This window comes from Methanomassiliicoccus sp. (assembly GCA_012719175.1).
Classification (GTDB): Archaea; Thermoplasmatota; Thermoplasmata; order Methanomassiliicoccales; family Methanomassiliicoccaceae; genus UBA6.
In genome coordinates, this window is record JAAYAX010000011.1 from 72,281 (window position 1) to 88,556 (window position 16,276).

General features: G+C 59.6%; 14 protein-coding genes. 8 read left to right on the forward strand and 6 right to left on the reverse strand.

The features are described 5' to 3' along the window. Window positions 1–501 carry an RDD family protein gene (locus tag GXX95_08160; GenBank protein ID NLT38116.1) on the reverse strand — a complete coding sequence of 167 codons (501 nt, stop codon included), beginning with the start codon at window positions 499–501 and terminating at the stop codon, window positions 1–3. A 185-nt stretch (window positions 502–686) separates the two neighbouring features. On the opposite strand from GXX95_08160, the gene tnpB reads away from it, so the two are divergent. Both tnpB and GXX95_08170 read left to right on the forward strand, forming a co-directional pair. Beyond that, window positions 687–1,883, forward strand: coding sequence for an IS200/IS605 family element transposase accessory protein TnpB (gene tnpB / locus GXX95_08165; GenBank protein ID NLT38117.1), 1,197 nt, complete (start codon window positions 687–689; stop codon window positions 1,881–1,883). 192 nt (window positions 1,884–2,075) lie between these two features. Beyond that, window positions 2,076–2,558, forward strand: a complete 483-nt coding sequence (locus GXX95_08170; GenBank protein NLT38118.1) for an arsenate reductase ArsC — start codon at window positions 2,076–2,078, stop codon at window positions 2,556–2,558. Here the strand turns inward: GXX95_08170 and GXX95_08175 are convergent. Then, entirely contained in the window at window positions 2,526–3,767 is a 1,242-nt protein-coding gene (locus GXX95_08175; GenBank protein ID NLT38119.1) for an anion transporter, read from the reverse strand. The genes GXX95_08170 and GXX95_08175 overlap by 33 nt on opposite strands. 77 nt (window positions 3,768–3,844) lie before the next feature. Between GXX95_08175 and GXX95_08180 the strand changes: the two genes are divergently transcribed. From GXX95_08180 to GXX95_08195, 4 genes are all read left to right on the forward strand, one after another. Beyond that, complete coding sequence (locus GXX95_08180; GenBank protein NLT38120.1) at window positions 3,845–4,369, forward strand: DUF367 family protein; 525 nt, start codon at window positions 3,845–3,847, stop codon at window positions 4,367–4,369. Between the two features lie 176 nt (window positions 4,370–4,545). After that, window positions 4,546–9,687, forward strand: coding sequence for a hypothetical protein (locus GXX95_08185; protein ID NLT38121.1), 5,142 nt, complete (start codon window positions 4,546–4,548; stop codon window positions 9,685–9,687). A 1-nt stretch (window position 9,688) separates the two neighbouring features. Beyond that, a complete protein-coding gene (locus tag GXX95_08190; GenBank protein ID NLT38122.1) occupies window positions 9,689–9,982 on the forward strand; it encodes a DUF424 family protein in 294 nt (97 codons plus the stop codon). After that, window positions 9,983–11,011: a hypothetical protein gene (locus tag GXX95_08195; GenBank protein NLT38123.1), complete on the forward strand. Its 1,029-nt coding sequence runs from the start codon at window positions 9,983–9,985 to the stop codon at window positions 11,009–11,011. Here GXX95_08195 and GXX95_08200 read toward each other — a convergent pair. Genes GXX95_08200 through GXX95_08210 form a run of 3 tightly spaced genes read right to left on the reverse strand, consistent with a single transcriptional unit; the run spans window position 10,998 to window position 13,625 of the window. Then, window positions 10,998–11,798, reverse strand: coding sequence for a competence/damage-inducible protein A (locus tag GXX95_08200; protein ID NLT38124.1), 801 nt, complete (start codon window positions 11,796–11,798; stop codon window positions 10,998–11,000). The genes GXX95_08195 and GXX95_08200 overlap by 14 nt on opposite strands. 28 nt (window positions 11,799–11,826) lie before the next feature. Then, a complete protein-coding gene (locus GXX95_08205) occupies window positions 11,827–12,684 on the reverse strand; it encodes an ABC transporter permease subunit (GenBank protein NLT38125.1) in 858 nt (285 codons plus the stop codon). Between the two features lie 5 nt (window positions 12,685–12,689). Next, entirely contained in the window at window positions 12,690–13,625 is a 936-nt protein-coding gene (locus tag GXX95_08210; GenBank protein ID NLT38126.1) for an ABC transporter ATP-binding protein, read from the reverse strand. Between the two features lie 128 nt (window positions 13,626–13,753). Between GXX95_08210 and GXX95_08215 the strand changes: the two genes are divergently transcribed. Both GXX95_08215 and GXX95_08220 read left to right on the forward strand, forming a co-directional pair. Continuing rightward, window positions 13,754–14,611: a fumarate hydratase gene (locus GXX95_08215; GenBank protein NLT38127.1), complete on the forward strand. Its 858-nt coding sequence runs from the start codon at window positions 13,754–13,756 to the stop codon at window positions 14,609–14,611. Next, on the forward strand, window positions 14,593–15,198 hold the full coding sequence (locus tag GXX95_08220; protein ID NLT38128.1) for a fumarate hydratase: 606 nt from the start codon (window positions 14,593–14,595) through the stop codon (window positions 15,196–15,198). Before GXX95_08215 ends, GXX95_08220 begins: the two co-directional genes overlap by 19 nt. Here GXX95_08220 and GXX95_08225 read toward each other — a convergent pair. After that, on the reverse strand, window positions 15,187–16,212 hold the full coding sequence (locus tag GXX95_08225) for a carboxypeptidase regulatory-like domain-containing protein (protein ID NLT38129.1): 1,026 nt from the start codon (window positions 16,210–16,212) through the stop codon (window positions 15,187–15,189). The two genes, GXX95_08220 and GXX95_08225, sit on opposite strands and share 12 nt — an antisense overlap. Window positions 16,213–16,276: the final 64 nt, after the last annotated feature.

Consider the following 16,276-nt stretch of genomic DNA (forward strand, 5'->3'; position numbering starts at 1 on the left):
TCAGAGGTCGAACTTGCCTTCCCGGCGGTGCATGCGCGGCTGCGCCCGGGGCACCTTTCGGGCCCGGGACACTGAGGGGTAGTATGCTATCACTAGCGTGTGGGCCACGCCATCGGACCACCGCTTGCGCGGATCACCCTCCGTGGCAAGCCCAGCGAACACGTCGAAGGGCAGGAAGATGAACCAGAACAGCTTGGGGACGGACCGGATGAACGTCTGCCGGTAGTTGCGGTGCTCGCGCATGGACACCACCTTGTGCCGCACCAGTAGCTTGCCCACGGTGCGGCCGTAGCGGCCCTCCAGGAACCCCGCGTACAGGAACCACCCCACCCCGGCGCTAACGCCAGTGGCGATGGTGAGGTCCGGAACCTCAAGATAGGATAGAACCATCCAGATCGGTACGAAGACGATGATCATGTCCACCAGCCCGGCGATGAGCCTGCGGACCCAATGGCGTCGGAGAGCGCCACTGCTCTCCAAGATATCGAACCCTGTGTGCATCCTTACCCCAAAAGGTGAATGGGCCGCGGGCGGATAAGGCTTTGTGTCTGACAATCGTCATGCAGGAATATTTTTATATGATAGTTTCGATGTTTTATGGACCATCCAGCATCATCAACGGACTTTCAATTTTCGGGGACCTCTTTGATTAAGCTTTTTTAATACAATTGCCCGTTCTAATATTGATGGCAATTCGAAAGTACGAATATCGGTTATACCCAGACAAGAAACAAATACGTCGATTAGAAGAGCAAATTCGGATCGGTACTGAGGTATACAACCGTCTTCTCACCATCTACAAGGAAGAATATCTGGAAAAAGGCATCAAGATTAGGAAATATGATCTAGAGTACCACGTAACATCATTACGAAAAGAAAACGTTGCTTATGGAGCAATGTATCGAATTACCTTAACAAGCATCGCAAAGCGGATATCAAGAGGTTTAGACTATTACTTCCGTCAAATGTCCGAATGGAAAGAAGGTAAGGCAAGAAAACCAGGGCTTCCCAGATATAAAAAGAGCTTACGTAGTATAGAGTTCGCTCCTCTCTCAGTTAAAATTATTGACGATAAAACAGTAAAAATCGGGAGGATCGGAAAGATTGAAGCGGTCGTTCACAGAGAGACTGAAGGGGAGATAAAGGAGGTCACAGTAATCAGGAAACCTTCAGGAAAGTGGCACATCATATTTACCTGCGACATTCCTGATGAAATAGTTGAACGTACTGCTGGAGGGGAGATCGGTATCGATATGGGGGTGCTCAGTTTTGCTACACTCTCAGATGGCACCAAGATAGAGAATCCTCGTTTTCTGGCAAAATCAGAAAAAAGGATCAGGAGGCTCCATAAAGACCTCTCTCGAAAAGTAAAGGGCAGCAATAACTGGATGCGCACCAAGGACCTTATCGCTTCAGCTTATGAAACAGTAGAGAACCAGAGAAACGATTTTCTTCACAAAACATCCAGAGCGTTGGTGGATGAATACCGTTTAATCGCAGTCGAATCATTGGGTATTTCAAGAATGATTGTAGGCCAGAGAACAGCCAAATCGATCTCGGATGTTTCTTGGTATAAGTTCAGAAGGATGCTTGAGTATAAGGCTTCAAGTGCTGGTACTCAAGTTATATTCGATAAACCATTTTCTCCAACAAGTAAAACATGCTCAGCGTGTGGTAATATTATCGAGATGCCATTAAGCGAGAGAACGTTTGTTTGTCCCTCTTGTGGCCTCACCATTGATAGGGACATTAACGCTGCGATCAACATACTTAATAACTGTAGGGCGGGGAGCGCCCGAATCGACGCCTGTGGAGATGGGTCCTCCACTTCTCTCATCAGAGAGAAGCGAGTCCTGTCGTTGAATCAGGAACTATATGTTTGACAACATTCAAAATGAACGCAGCCAGATGCTGCTGGACTCCCCTCGGATCGCCCATCATTCATCATTTAATCAGTTCAGATGTTATCTTCATCGGGGAGAAGATAACCATGAACTCATTGACAATAAACGTTGCGTTCTCTCGTTCCGGCATCATCTTATCATATCCGGACCGCATAATCAGGGGCGATCGCCATGGCCCCGTACGACAGTAAAAAACGGACAGTTCAGAACGTTCTCTTTGTCTGCCACCATAACTCCGCCCGTTCCCAGATGGCCGAGGCCTTCCTGAACGACCGCTACGGGGAGTACTTCCAGGCGTTCTCGGCCGGCACCGAGCCCTCGGCCGAGCTGGACCCTCGGGCGGTGGAGGTCATGCGCGAGGTCGGTCTGGACATTTCTAACAAGACGCCGAAGAGCGTGGACGAGTTCATCCGTGCTGGCACTCGGTTCGAGTACGTGGTCACTACCTGCTACGAGGCTAAGCGCCACTGCCCCTACATCCCCGCGCCGGAGCAGGTCCACGCCCGCTTCGACGACCCCCGGACCTTCGAGGGGAACGACGAAGAGCAGCTGGAACAGATGAGGCGGCTGCGTGACCAGATATCCGAATGGGTGGACCGTTTCTTCGGTCCCCGGGCCTCCTTACAGGAACTCGAGGAACAGCCAGTACGTTAGGCAGTTGAGCAGAGTAAGCGGAATGCCCACGCGGGCGAACTCCAGGAAGGTCAGGGTCTGCCCCTCCCTCTCGGCGTTCTGGATAATTATAACATTGCTGGCCGCCCCCAGGATGAGGAGGTTCCCGGCGATGGTGCTGCCTGCGGCCAGGGCTATCATCTCCGTAGTCCCTCCGCCGGCCTCCAGCAGCAGCGGCATGTACAATGCCACGAACGGTACGTTGGATATGAACTGGCTCAGCACCACGCTCACCCCCAGGACCATGGGCAGGGAGGTCAGGCCGGTCACGCCGTCCAGCAGTCCCTGGAAGAAGCCAGCGTTCCACACCGCGGCCATGAGGACGAACATGGAGGCGAAGAACACCAGGGTCGACCAGTCGACGTTCCTGACCACCTCGGCACGCCGAGAGGAGAATAACACTATGGGGGTGGCCCCGGCCAGGGCGATGTACGTCAGGCGGAAGTCGAGGTCCGGCCGGACCATCACCAGTACGATCTTCAGGGCGATCATGGCGATGATGAGCACCAGCGAGACCTTGCACCACTTCGCGAGGACGAGGTCCTTGACACCATCATCCTCCATCGGGGGGAGCTCCCGCCGGAACTCGTCCCTATAGAACCATCGCAGGACCGCGTATGCCAGGAGGAGATTGACGATCGTCGGGACGAACAGCCGAGAGAAGAAGGTCACGAAGGGAGCATCGATGCCGTCGTTCAGCGCGATGAGCAGGTTCTGGGGGTTCCCTATGGGGCTCATGGCGCTGCCGATGGTGACCGCGAAGGCCAATGCCAGAAGCAGGAGCTTGGGGGACACCTTCTGCTTGAGCGCGAAGTGCAGCACCAGGGGCGTGCCGATGATGGCCAGGGTGTCGTTCATGAGCAGCACCGACAACCCGCCGATGGAGAACAATACGAGGAGGACGAGCGCGTCTACGCTCCCCGCCCGGCGGAACACCCGGTGTCCGAGATGGAACAATAGGCCGCTGCGGTGGAGCGCCTCCCCCACGATGAACATACCCAGGAGGAACAGCATCACGTCGATGTTGATCGCCGCCAATGCATCCAAGGGAGAGATCTGCAGGGTCAGCAGCACTACCAGCGCGCCACCCAGCATGACCTGCCAGATCTGGAGGCGGTACCCGCCCACCTGCCGCACAGCGATGAGCAGGAAGACCGCGCACAGGACCACCACCGGGATGCTGAGCTCCATCTTTGAGGTGTAAGCTCCGGTCAAATAAAGACATGCTCTGGTGAAGTCTTTATGCGAAGAGCGCTTAGTGCGTGACGATGGCCGTCCGCCTGTACGTGTACGATGAGGACCAGTGCGATCCCAAGAAGTGCACCGGAAAGAAGCTCATCCGCTTCAACCTGGCCCAGGAGATCGCGTCCCTGAAGCGCGCGCCCTACGGGGCCATAGTCCTCACGCCCTTCTCCCAGAAGGCCGTCTCCCGCGAGGACCGACGTGCCGCGGAGGCCCATGGCATCATGGTGATGGACATGTCGTGGAACCAGATCGATACCTTTCCAAAACTGAGGAGGGACCTGAGGCAGAGGTCCCTGCCGTACATGCTCGCGGCCAACCCCGTGAACTGGGGGAAGCCGTTCAAGCTCTCCAGCGTGGAGGCCCTGGCCGCGTCGCTGTACATCATGGGCTACAAGGAGCAGGCCGTGCAGGCGCTGTCCAAGTTCGGCTGGGGGGAGCAGTTCCTGAAGCTTAACCAGGAACCGCTCGACCGCTATTCGGAAGTGGAGACCAGCGCCGAGGTGGTGCGCATCCAGATGGAGTACCTCCCCCCGGAGCGTCCCGAGTGAGGTCGTCCCGCACTTTCGGGGCCCCCAGGGATACGTTCATCAAGCGTCGAGGCCTAACTGTGGTGCGAGGAGAGAAGACCAAGGGATGCGGGTCCTGCACAGGAGATTGAGGAAATCAACCTATATTACTTGGCGGATAGGGAGGAAGCGGTTCTGCAGCAGGGAGGCGTGAGGGTTTGCCAGGGGAAGAGGACTACTCGGAAGATGCGGTAGTGAACGGCGCCGCTGATGACGACCAGCAGAGGGACGAGAAGCTGAAGCCAGGCGTGGACATCAGCATGGTCTCCAAGTGGGAGGCGTTCTTCCAGGGCACCGAGTACATGCAGAAGGTCAGGGAGGTCGCCGACCTCTACCCCGAGCTTAGGAGCGTCAACGTGGTGTACGCCGACCTGGACCGCTTCGACGCGGACCTCGCCGCTTACCTTCTCGATCACCCCGACCTGTGCCTCTTGGCCGGAAAGCAGGCGCTGAAGAACCTCATGCACCAGGAGATGAGGACGGCGGACATCAACCTCCGGCTCATCAACCTCCCCCGGGACTCCCGAGTGGAGATTCGCGATCTCAGGGCCAAGCACGTTGGCAAGCTGGTGTCCGTGGAAGGCCTGGTCCGCAAGGCCACCGAGGTGAGGCCGAAGATCACCGACGGGCTGTTCCAGTGCCTCCGCTGTGGCCATGTCATCAAGGAGGCGCAGGAGGGGCTGTTCTTCAAGGAGCCCATGGAGTGCTACAAGGAGCAGGACGGGTGCGGGCGCAGCGCCGGCTCCACCAAGTTCAAGCTCCTCACCGAGGAGTCGCGGTTCGTGGACACCCAGAAGGTGGAGGTCCAGGAGAGCCCCGAAGGGTTGCGTGGAGGAGCGCAGCCGGAGCGTCTGACCGGATACCTGGAGGACGATGCCGCGGGCAGCGTCTCCCCGGGGGACAGGGTCATCCTGAACGGCATCCTGCGCTCGGTGCAGAAGGGTCAGCCGGCGAAGTCCACCTTGTTCGACATCAACCTCGACATCGTCGCCGCGGAATCCCAGCGCACCGAGTATGAGGAGATCCACATCACCCCGGAGGACGAGGCCCGGATCGTGGAGGTGGCCCACTCCCCCGATGTGTTCAGGAAGATCGTGGCCTCGATCTCACCCTCCATATTCGGTTACGACGTAGAGAAGGAGTCTCTGGCCCTGCAGCTGTTCGGTGGTGTTCCAAAGAACCTCGACGACGGCACCAGGATCAGGGGCGACATCCACATCCTCCTCATCGGAGATCCGGGAGTTGCGAAGTGCGTGACCGGGGATACCAGGGTACTTCTCTCAGATGGCAGGATGGAACAGATCCATAAGCTAGTGGAGGAAGCGGAAAGCACTGGTGCGGTAGAAAGAATTGATGATGGCATTAACATAAAAACGAACATCGGAGTGATGTCCCTCACTGAAGATGGTAGGATAGCACCGGCAAAGGCAGACCTGATGTGGAAGAGGACAGCTCCTAGCAAGATGATCAAGGTTCGGACCAAGTCTGGAAAGCAGATTGTTGTGACTCCTACGCACCCTTTCTTCACCTGGGAGGACGGACTTGTCGGTCTAGAAGCTAGGAGATTAAAAGAGGGGGATTTCCTGGCAGCACCCAGGTCCATAAGGATCTTTGGTAAGAGCCAATCTCTACAGGAAATTAATTACGAGAAATCTAGAGCCAATAACAGGAGAGAGCTAAGTCTGCCAGAACATACTACTCCAGAATTTTGGAGATTCGTCGGTCTGATGATGGGAGACGGTTATGTCCAAATCTCAAAACAGAATAGTGGGACGAGCTACTTCACGAACAATGATGACAGTCTGTTGGAAGAAGTAAAATGTTTTGCGTGTAGCATAGGTCTCGAACCCAAGTTGAGGCGATCACACCCTGAGAAAACTGCAAAGGAAGTCTACTTTTGCGGGCTGGAGCAGGCATCCTTCCTGAACCAAATGTTGGGTGGCATATCATCAAGTAAGAGATGGCCATCCATACTGTTCAAGTGCCCTGAAGATGAGGTAGCAGCAGCCATATCTGGCCTTTTTGATGCCGAAGGATCGGTCAGTTTAGATTCGAGGAAACTATCGATTGCTTCTGCCTCGAGGGGGCTTATGGAGGACACCCAGCATCTCCTCCTGAGAATGGGCATACAATCCAGGGTCAAAGAGTTCATGAGCAAGGAGTATGGGAGGAAATACTACCGCCTCATGATTGGTGGGGGGGAGGTAACCACCTTCAGGAATAAGATCCCGATAAGAGTAAAGGATAAACAAGAGAGATTGACTAATCTGACACAATCTGAGGTGGACTATAACACAAATCTGGACGTTGTCCCTAAGGTCAATAAGGGGATTGAGAGACTCCGTAAAGAACTAGGACTTTTCCAAAGGGAGATGGGTGTTCCAAGGCCTACAATGGTCCACTATGAGACCGGGGATAGAAATCCATCAGTACAGGCCTTCCGAACGATAATGGAAAGTCTAATGAGCGCCTGGAAATCTTCCGAAAAGGTTCTATCTGTTGAAACAGAAGAACTCATGTTCCGTATGGTGGAACTATCCAAGGCAGATATCTACTGGGACCAGGTGGAGGAAGTTGAGGAGGTTGAGCCACAGGAGATGATGGTCTATGACCTCCAGGTAGACAAGTGGCACAATTTCATAGCCAATGGGCTTGTGGTCCATAATAGCCAGATGCTCCGATACATGTCCAAGCTGGCCCCCCGCGGCATCTACGCGTCCGGCAAGTCCTCCTCTGCCGCCGGCCTTTGTGTGGCCCCGGAGACGATCATCGTGGTGGACGGCTCACCGACGAGGATCGGAGACTTCGTGGAGTCCCGCATCCGTTCCCCAGTGGAAGTGCAGCCCGGTCAATGGAGCGAGAAGATCGCCGACCAGTGCTCCGTGACCACCATGTCGGACGGATGCCAGACGTCCCGAGAGGTGGAGGCCATATGGCGGATCAAGCCCCCTTCATTTCTTGTGGAACTCGAGGATCTGTCCGGGAGCCGGCTGACGCTCACTCCAGAGACCAAGGTGTGGAGCAAGCCAGATGGTGAAAGGGAGGGGTGGGTGAAGGTGTCCGATCTGGCCGTGGGTCAGCCGATCATGGTATCGGATAACGAAACGTACTTCCGATGGAGCAAGGTGAGCCGGGTCTATCGCAGGGACGCGGGGCTTCCTCAGTTCGTTTACGACCTCACCGTCAAGGACAGCCACAGCTTCCTGGCCAACGGTTTCGTGGTGCACAACACCGCCGCTGCGGTTAAGGACGATTTCGGCGAGGGGCGGTGGACCCTGGAGGCCGGCGCCCTGGTGCTGGCCGACCTGGGTCTGGCATCCATCGATGAGATGGACAAGATGACCGACCAGGACCGCTCGTCCATGCACGAGGCCATGGAGTCGCAGTGCTACGACGAGAGCACCGAGGTGCTCACCGACCAAGGGTGGAAGTACTTCCGGGACGTGGAAAGTAGCGATCTGGTGGCCGCCCTGTCTGAAGAGGGCGAACTGCAGTTCGTCAGGCCGACCATGTACGTGGACGTCCGCCGTGAGGGGGACATGTACCGACTCCAGGGGAAGGACGTGGACCTCGTGGTCACGCCCAACCACAACATGTACGTCTCCGTGGCCGGCGAGGATGGCTTCGGTCCCTACTCCCTATGCCGCATGGACGAGCTCCTCCTGAGCTCCAAGGTCCGCTTCCAGACCAGCGCTTCCTGGAAGGGGAAGGAGACGAAGAGCTTCACCTTGCCGGCGGTCCCCGGGCAGAAGGACAAGCCCCGGAAACTGGCGATGGACGACTGCCTGGAGCTGTTCGGCTACTACCTGGCGGCAGGGCGGGTCCACCGCAAGGACGGGAAGCCGGACGGCATCCGCATCGGAAACCTCTCCACCTCTTCCAAGGAGGAGTGCATAGGCGGGTGCATCGAGCGGCTGGGCTTCCAGCAGGGCTTCGAGGACGGCGAGATCACCGTAACGGACGGTCCCCTCGCCGCATATCTTGCATCACTGGGCCGGAGGGACGAGGAGCACATCCCCCGGGAGGTTATGGCATTACCACAGCGGCAGCTGCGCATCCTTTATGAGGCGCTCATGCTCGGCTACGAGGGCCCCGGGCGGGGCAGCGGGCAGGAGTTCCGCACCCGCTCCAGGAGGCTGGCCGACGACATCCAGGAGCTGGCACTGCGGATCGGCATGTCCGCCCAGATCTCCATGTCCATGCCGGGCAGGTACCGCTCCCGGTCCCGGTCCGGCCATGAGGCCGCCGTGCCCCGGTACACCGTCACCATGAGTGAGGGCGAGGACGGCGGCGCGGTGGAAGTGGAGCTCGATCCCTCGCAGCCCCATGCGGTGGAGCGCGTCCCGTACCGCGGACGGGTGTACTGCGTAGAGGTCCCCGACCACATACTGTACGTTCGCAGGAACGGCAAGGCCCTGTGGTGCGGCAACACCATCTCCGTGGCCAAGGCCGGTATCACCGCCACCCTGCAATGCCGCTGCTCCCTGTTGGGGGCGGCCAACCCTAAGTATGGAAGGTTCCAGGAGCACCAGTACATAGCGGAGCAGATCAACATGCCTCCGGCGCTGCTGTCGAGGTTCGACCTCATCTTCGCCCTCACAGACAAACCTTCCGTGGACAAGGACGCCAACATCACGCAGCACATCCTGAAGTCGCACCGCCGGGGGCAGGTCCGCAAGTACGCCGACCCCTCCGCGCTGGTGGGGGTCGACGGGGAGAAGATCCTCAGCGACACCACCACCATGCAGCCCGTCCTGGAGAGGGACTTCTTCCGCAAGTACGTGGCCTACTCCAAGAAGATATTCCCCGTGCTTTCCGACGATGCCATGGCCATCATCTCCCAGTTCTACCTGAAGATAAGGAAGCAGGGGGAGGGGGAGGGCGCCTCGGTGCCCATAACCGCCCGTCAGCTGGAGGCGTTCGTGCGTTTATCAGAGGCTAGCGCCCGTGCCCGCCTCTCGCCGGTGGTAACGGCCGATGACGCGCAGCGCGCCGTAAGGATCGTGGAGTACTACCTGCGCCGCATCGCCGGCGAGGGGGACAAGCTCGACTTTGACATAATAGCCACGGGAACTTCGCACTCGCAGAGGGAGCAGATCGGGATAATCAAGAAGCTCATCTCCCAGCTGTCGAAGAGCGCCGACAGCAAGAGAGGTGTTCCCGCGGACGAGATATACAAGTCGGCGCTGGCCGAGGGCATTGCCGAGGACCGCGCCAAGACGCTCATAAAACGGCTGGGACAGAACGGCGAGATTTACTCGCCTGCGCCCGGGTTCTACAAGCTGGCATCGGAGGGATGACATGTTCTTGATAAGGATGCACAGGCACGGCCGGGAGATGGTCCTGGCAGCGGCGGACAAGGAGCTGGTGGGTACGGTCCTCAGGGACGAGGACCTGAGGCTCGATGTATGCCCGGAGTTCTATGAGGGCGAGGAAGGCGACGAGGACGTGCTCCTAAACCGCCTCACCATGTGCACCGTGGCCAACCTCGTAGGGGAGCGCGCGGTGGCCGTGGCCATCCGCGAGGGCTACATCGACGACGAATGCATCCTGAGGATCGCTGGGGTCCCCCACGCCCAGCTGGCGAAGATGTAAATGTTCTGCGTCAAGTGCGGGCGGGAGGGGAGGACGTACAGCGCCTTGTGCCCGGAGTGCTTCCTGCAGAGCAACCGCTTCACCTCCATCCCCGAGTTCCTGGACCTGAACGTGTGTGCACACTGCGACGATTACCTCATCGGGAAGCGGTGGAAGCACTACGATGATGAGGTGGAAGCGGTCAAGGACTACGCCACCGAGAACCTCCAGGCGCGGCAGGACGGCAGGCTCTATGACCTCGAGATAGGGGTCCAGCAAATGGACGCCAAGCACTACCAAGTGCATCTGGTGGCCCGGCTGATGCACGACGACCTGGAGGTCGAGGAGACGTTGGACACCACCGTGCGGGTGCGCCGCAACGTGTGCCCCAAGTGCAACAAGATCCAGGGCAACTACTTCGAGTCCATAGTGCAGGTGCGCCCCTCGGACAGGCGCTTCTCCGAGGAGGAGAAGGAGCAGGTGCTGAACCGGGCGCTGGAATACGTGCGTGGGGTCGCCAAGGAGAGCCGGGAGGCGTTCATCGCCAAGGTCGTGCAGGAGCACGGTGGCTTCGACCTCTACGTGAGCACCATAGCGCTGGGAAAAGGACTGTCGCGTGACCTGGTGTCCACCTACGGGGCGGAGTACAAGGAGTCGTCGAGCCTGCAGGGGCAAAAGGACGGGCACGACATATACCGCGTAACATACCTGGTGCGCCTACCGCCCTACCGGGTTCGGGATATCCTGCTAATCAACAAGCGGCTGTACTTGGTGCACAGCACCGGGCCGCAGTCGGCGAAGGTCCGCGACCTCAGGAGCAACGAGATGATCGTGGTACCCAATTCCGACCTGAGGGAGGTGAACGTGGTGGGCACGAGCAAGGACGTCCTCGACGCCGTGGTCCTGATGGAGACGGAGAGGGAGTTCCAGATCATGCATCCCCTGACCTTCAGGACGGTGGAGATCAAGCATCCCCGGAACTTCGAGAGGAAGGGGGACACCATCAAGGTGTTCCCCTACGAGGGGGACCTGTACTTCATCGGAAACTGACGTCCTGGGGGAGCTTCTCCAGCAGCCGGAGGAAGTGGGAGCGGGCCTCCTCCGCCTGCTCCCGGGGGCCTTTGAAGATGACCTTATTGCCCTCCTCCCGCCACCTCGTGGAGGGAAGGGAGGCGATGCGCACGCGGTGCGCGGACACCACCTCCTGGAACAATGGCTCCAGTATGGACTCGCCCTGCCACACCTGGACCGTCAGCTCCATGTCGCCGCTCTCCTGGATGCGCGGTAGGATGTGCTCCCGGAACATGGGCACCATCTCGTTGGGGAACCCCGGAAGGAGGAAGATGATCATCCCCCCGATGGTGGCCTCCACCCCACATGCCGCCCCGGTGATGTTCCTCAGCGCCTTCGTACCCCGGGGGACGCGAGCCATGCGGCGCTGGATTTCGTTCAGCAACTCGCTCCGGCCGTGCCATCGGGACAGCGCCTCCAGCAGCGCCCTCTCCGCCTCCTCGTCCACTACCAGGTCCGCGCCCAGGTACCGGGCCAGGGCCTCCCGGGTGACATCGTCCAGTGTTGGACCGAGGCCCCCGGTGACGATCAGGATGTCGATTCCCAGGGCCTGGGCGTGCTGGAACCCCTTGACGATATCGTCCTCCCTGTCGCCTAGGACCTCCAGCATGTCCAGGTTGGACCCCCTGTCCCGCATCATGGCGATGATCTCCTTCGGGTAAGGATCGATGTCGCCTGTTAGCAGCTCGTCACCGATGTGCATGATCCCCGTTCGCATGCCGGCCACCAACGCCTTGCGCGGGATTAAGGTTGGGGTCGATGCCACGATGTCAAAGGAAAAGAGGGTAAGGGGTTTAGGCGGACATCTCCCTGCGCCTGAAGATCAGGTATGCCAGGACCAGGGCGACCACTGCGTACGCCACCATCACGGCGATGGAGAGGCCGATGTCCGGGTAGAAGGAGTAGAAGGTGAACGACTGCCCACCACCGATATCCAGGGTCTCGACCGAGTCCACAGGGAAGGGATCGGTGGTCACGTACGACAGGCTCGAGCCCGCGAAGTTGAGCAGGAACCACGGCTTGATCCCTCCGAGCTGGCCCATTATGGACGAGATGATGTCGAGCACGAAGAAGAACAGCGCGAAGGTCAGGATCAGAGAACCGGCCGTGCCCTTCATGAACGAGCTGATCAGGAACGCCACCGCCAGCGCGGAGATGCCGTAGAGGATGGCCAACCCCAGGGAGGCCAGCCCCAGCGTGGAGAACCCGTTGCCCATAACCAGCCCCGCCACCAGGGCGATGGCGTAGTAGATGACCAGTATAAGCACCATGGCCGCCACCGCGGAGATGAACTTGCCGATGATGATGCTCACCTTCTTGATGGGGTTGGGGAAGAGCAGGTAGCCGGTCCGGCCCTGGTACTCGGAGACGATGGCATCGCCGCCGAACAACGTGGCCCCGATCACGATGAGAATGGTGGCAAAGCCTGCGTACTGACCGACCACACCGTCGGCCGTCTTGGGGTTGCTCGACGTGGCCAGCAGGACCGTTATCGCGATGAGCACGATGGCCTCGATGATCAGCATGCCCAGGAGCCTGCGGCTGCGAAGATATTTCATCACATCGTACTTCGCCACCACCCCGACCTGCTTCAGGTCGGACGGCAGCGCCCTCGCCTCTCGGGGTGTCGAATTCACACTCACTTCGGCCATCATCATCACCTCGAATCCTTGATCAGGGACATGTACAGCGACTCCAGCGCCAGCCCCGACTCCTTGTAGGAGACCACGTTCAGTCCCAGCGATTGCAACCTCAGCAGCATCTGCGCCTGCTCCTCATCCTTTCCGGTGAGGGAGAACATGAACTGGTTCTCTCCCGAGGCCCGCAGCTCCTGCACCCCCTCGAGCTTGGAGATGCTGTTCAGAAGCTCCCCGCTCATCTGCTGCTTGGTGCGGACCTCGATCCTCTTCACGGAGGCCTGTTCCAGCAGCTCCTCCACCGACCCTGACCTCAGCAGCCTGCCGCGATTGATGAGGGCCACGTCCGAGCACACCTCCTGGACCTCGTTCAGAAGGTGGGAGGACATGAAGATGGTGTAGTCATGCTTACTCAGCTCGTTGAGGATCTCCCTGACCTCGTACATGCCCCGGGGGTCCAGGCCCGACGTGGGCTCGTCCAGGATGATCACCGAAGGTTCGTGCAGCATGGCCTGGGCGATGGCCACGCGCTGCTTCATCCCCTTGGAGAACTTGCCTATGCGCTTGTCCGCCCACTCGGTCATCTTCACCGTCTCCAGCACCTCCTTGGTGCGGCGGGAGATGTCCTCCCTGGTCATCCCCCTTATCTCACCCAGGTAGGCCAAGGTCTCGTTCGGTGTGAGGTAGGGGTAGAACTCCGGCGTCTCCACCACCGCACCCACCTGGGCCAGGGCCTCCTTGGGATGCTGCACCACATCGATACCGTTGAGCACGGCCGACCCCCCGCTGGCTGCCAGCAGATTGGTCATTATCTTGATGGTCGTGGTCTTCCCCGCCCCGTTGGGGCCGAGGAAGCCGAGGAAGGACCCCTGGCGTACCGTCAGGCTGAGATCGTCCACTGCGCGGAAACCATCGAAGTCCTTGGTCAGTCTGTCTATAACTATAGGATCTCCCAACTTCTCTCCTCCTGTGGCTCGTGTGATTATTGGACCTGGTTATATATCCTTGTGGCCCTGTGACACGCTAGGATATCCTGGATGCCGGTCAATGAAGTGATATATCCGGCGGGGGGATACCCTGGAACATGGACCTGGTGGCGGTCATAGAGGAAGCGGTGGTGACCATACTTCGGGAAGCGGTGATACGCTTGCCCGATGATGTGAAGTATGCGCTCCACAGGGCGGCGGAGGAGGAGACCAGCGACACTGCCAGGACGCAGCTGGCGACCATCCTGAGGAACCTGGAGGATGCCGAACAGTTATCCCTGCCCCTGTGCCAGGACACCGGGGTCCCCGTCTTCTTCGTCTCCGGAAGGATCTGCGTCGAGATCGAGGAAGGGATCCGCAGAGGCGTGGAGAGGGCGACCAGGGAGGTACCGCTCCGACCCAACGCGGTACATCCGCTCACCAGGGAGAACCCCGGGACCAACGTCGGCGACGGTCTCCCGCGCATCGTGTACCGGCCGAGAGGCGAGGCGTACACGGACATCACCGTCCTCCCCAAGGGGGCGGGTTCGGAGAACATGTCCGCACTGGCCATGCTCACCCCCTCGGATGGTCTGAAGGGGGTGAAGCGCTTCGTTCTGGACACCGTGGTAAGGGCGGGAGGAAGGCCCTGCCCCCCCACCATCGTCGGCGTGGGTATCGGAGGCACCGCGGACCTCGCCGTGGAGATGGCCAAGGAAGCGCTCCTCCGCCCGCTAACAGACGACCACCCCGATCCCACCATCCGGGAGTTGGAGGACGAGCTCAAGGAGGCACTGAACCGCACGGGGGTGGGACCTATGGGCCTGGGGGGACGCACCACCGTGCTGGGGGTGAGGATCGGGGCGTCGTACTGCCATACCGCCTCCCTTCCGGTGGCGGTGAACCTCCAGTGCTGGGCCGCCCGCAGGGCCACGGCGCGCGTCCATCCGGACGGGCGGTGGGAGGTGGTGAGGTGAGGAAGCTTAAGGCACCGCTGAGCGAGAGCACCGTGCGCTCCCTGAAGCTGGGGGAGGAGGTGCTCGTCGAGGGCAGGGTCCATATCGGAAGGGACGAGGTGCACATCCGCGCCCTGGAGATGCGTGATAAGGGGGAGGAGGTGCCCTTCGACCTGAGGGACGGGGTGCTGTTCCACTGCGGGCCCATATCCCGGAAGGAAGACGGGTGGAAGATACTAGCCGCTGGGCCTACCACCTCCGCGAGGATGAACGCCCTGGAGCCCCGCTTCATAAGGGAGTTCGGGGTCCGCGCCATCATCGGCAAGGGCGGCATGTCCCGGGCCACGCTGGAGGCCATGAGGGAGAGGGGATGCGTGTACCTGGCCTTCACCGGCGGGGCCGCGGTCCTGGCGGCCAATGGCATAATGAGAGTGGAGCGCGTGGAGTGGTTGGACCTGGGGATGCCCGAGGCCCTCTGGGTGGTGGAGGCGGAGGACCTGGGACCGCTGGTGGTGGCCATGGACGCCCACGGCAGCTCGCTGTACGAGCAGGTGGACCGCAGGGCGGAGGAGAACCTGGCCGCGATAAAGAGGGACCTAGGCCTGTGACTTCTCGCTCGGCTCCGGTTCCTCTTTCTCCAGCAGCTCCGGGCGGCCCCGTATGCGTCTCATGATGAGCAGGGACACCAGGCTGACGGTCAAAGCCAGCACCAGGCCTATGACCATAAGGGAATGGGAGAGGTCGAAGTCCCTCACGAAGCCGCTGGTCCCAGGGAGGGAGTCCCTCTTCAGGGACGCGTCCTGTGTGATCTGGGTGAGGGGCGAGATGTTCACGCTATAGGATGTTCCTACGTACCCGTTCTTGGACAGCAGGAGCTCATAGGCACCGGGCGGCACCTGGTTGAAGGTGTAGTTCCCGTCGCTATCCGAGGACGTGACCTGGTTGGCCTTGCCCTCGGCGGAGAGCATGACCTTGACCCCCTGCAGCGGGTTACCGTTGTAGACCACCCTCCCGCTCAGACCCCCATAGAAGTTGGAGGAGGCATCCAGCGTGAGGTCGATCACCACATCGCTTCCCTTGGCGATGGTGATGGGGTCCGGGTATACCGTGGTGTTATAGCCGATCTTGGAGGCCTTGATGATGTAGACCCCCGGGGTTATGTTCTCCACCCTGAAGGCGCCGTACGGCGAGGTCGACTGAGCAGAGAAGTTGGCCACGGAGTTGATGAGGGAGACCGTCACATTGCTAAGGGTGGTGACCCCGTCGGTAACCCGGCCGCTCACCGTTCCCAGCACCTCGTACAGGACGAAGGACAGAGTGCTGATGCTGGCCGATATGTTCGAGTAGGACGTGGTAGCTTTATAGCCCTCGTAGGAGGCGGTTATCTCGTAGGTGCCAGCAGGCAGCGAGATCTCGAAGTTGCCCCCGGCATTGGTTAGGACGGGAGCGTGGAACACGTCGGTCTCCATGTTGCGGATGGATATGGAGACGCCCTGGAAGGGGCTGCCGTTGACCCTCTCCACGTGGCCGCTGAGGGTGATGTCGTCGGCCCCCGCTGCCATGCCCGGTACGATAGCGATGCCCACCACCAGCAGCGCGAGCAGGAACGCGGAGGCCCTCATATTTTCAGCCCATGGTCCTTCGCACATAAAACTTTTCTTCTGTGCGTGGACGCTTCCAGCACCA